Source organism: Bacteroidota bacterium (assembly GCA_039714315.1).
Lineage (GTDB): Bacteria > Bacteroidota > Bacteroidia > Flavobacteriales > JADGDT01 > JADGDT01.
The window spans coordinates 1-1814 of record JBDLJM010000268.1; the positions used below are offsets into that span (position 1 = coordinate 1).

The window sequence follows — 1814 nt, forward strand, 5'->3', positions numbered from 1 at the left end:
TAGTTTTAAATACGGTAATGCTCAGTTTTTAATGCTGGCTTCTACACAGTCAATAAAAGAGCAAACATCATGGATAGAAAAAGAACTGAAAGAAAGTGATGCAGTATGGAAGTTTGTGATATTTCATTTTCCTCCTTATTCGGCAGATGAGGATTATCCGGTAATACGCAAGGAATGGGGAGCTTTGTTCGATAAGTACCATGTTGATATGGTTTTTAGCGGGCATGTTCATTATTACATGCGTTCAAAACCTATGTATGCCGAGAAAGTAGTAAAAAGCCCATCAGAAGGTACAATATATCTTATCTCTATCTCTACTCACGGCAGAAAACTAAAGTTGGAAGACAAGGATTTTGTTGAAGTAAGATATAGTGACGGGGACTATTATTACCAGAAAATTGATATAAATGAAGCTAAATTAACATTCAAAACAATTAATTCTAAAGGAGAAATAAAGGATAGTTTTGAGATTATAAAATAATGATATGATGACTAAGTCAAAAATCACTAAGTTAATTTTTACAATTACAATTTTATCGCAAGTATGCAGTGCACAGTCAGTGGTAATTGATGTTGATAATGATTTGGAATCGCCTCAAAAGTATGCAGTCGAAGAACTTAATGCTGCTCTTACAAACAGAGGTTTTAAAGTTGATGGCGGAAACGATTATACAATTTCAATAGTTTCTATTGGAAATAAAACAGAGTTATTCAATAAACCCGAATCATTTAAAATAGAAAATAGCAATAATGTAATATCATTATTTGCGTCCGATGTAGTAGGGTCGATGTACGGGATTTATGAGTTGGCAGAAGAGATAAAATATTCTGAAAAAACGGGTGTGTCCATACTCGAAAGTATTAAAGATAAATATAGCGAACCTGCACTTGAAATAAGAGCTGATAACCCTTTCCTGACTATAGATGAGAATAAAACAGGCATTTCTAATTGGTTTTATGACGTAGAGTATTGGGAAAGATATTTTGAAAAACTGGCGCGTAACAGATATAACATATGTGATATTCATGCAATGTATGTATATGAAACTACAGGGTTCCCGAATATTTTTCCATTCTTTCTAATAAATCCGAAATACCCGGAGGCTTCATGGCAGGATGAAGATCAACAGCACAACCTTGATATGCTGAAACGAATAGTAGGGATAGCAAAAGATCACGGTGTAAATGTGTCTTTAATGAACTACGCAACCGAATTTCCGAATACAAACATGGGAAAAGAAGCCGAACTGGCCGAAAAAACCAGCTGGGCTGTGGCGAAACTTTTAAATGAGATTCCTGATTTATGGATGTTTGGATTCCGTATAGGTGAATCGGGGAAAAGTGAAAAATTCTTTGAACATTCATATCTCGACGGGATTGAGAAATCGGGAAAGGAAAACGTAAGGCTATATACTCGTACCTGGCTTGCCGAATTTAGGGATATGATAAAAATTGGAATGAAATATCCCGATAATTTTTACATCGAAATAAAATATAATGGCGAACATTTAGGAGCTCCCTACCATGCAATGCAGGGACGCTGGCATTCGTATTCATATGAAAAATACCTTAACTATCCTCGATATTGGAAAATAATATGGCAAATCCGTCCTAATGGTACACATAGAGTTTTTCCGTGGAACGATATCGAATTTGTTAAACGTACGGTAGAGAGTTGCAAATTTGGTGGTGCCGTTGGTTTTACCCTCGAACCAATTACAGCATACTACCCACAAAATCCCGATTTGACGTATAAAAATGCCGAAAAGTATAAATTTATGTCTTATACAACAGATCGTTATTGGTCGTGGTAT

The 1814-nt window shown here is 35.4% G+C and carries 2 protein-coding genes; both read left to right on the top strand.

What is annotated here, in order from left to right; all coding sequences use genetic code 11:
- Positions 1-481, top strand: a 481-nt coding sequence (locus ABFR62_14230) for a metallophosphoesterase (GenBank protein MEN8139575.1), incomplete at its 5' end; no start/stop codon positions are given.
- Between the two features lie 7 nt (positions 482-488).
- Positions 489-1814, top strand: a 1326-nt coding sequence (locus ABFR62_14235) for a hypothetical protein (GenBank protein MEN8139576.1), incomplete at its 3' end; no start/stop codon positions are given.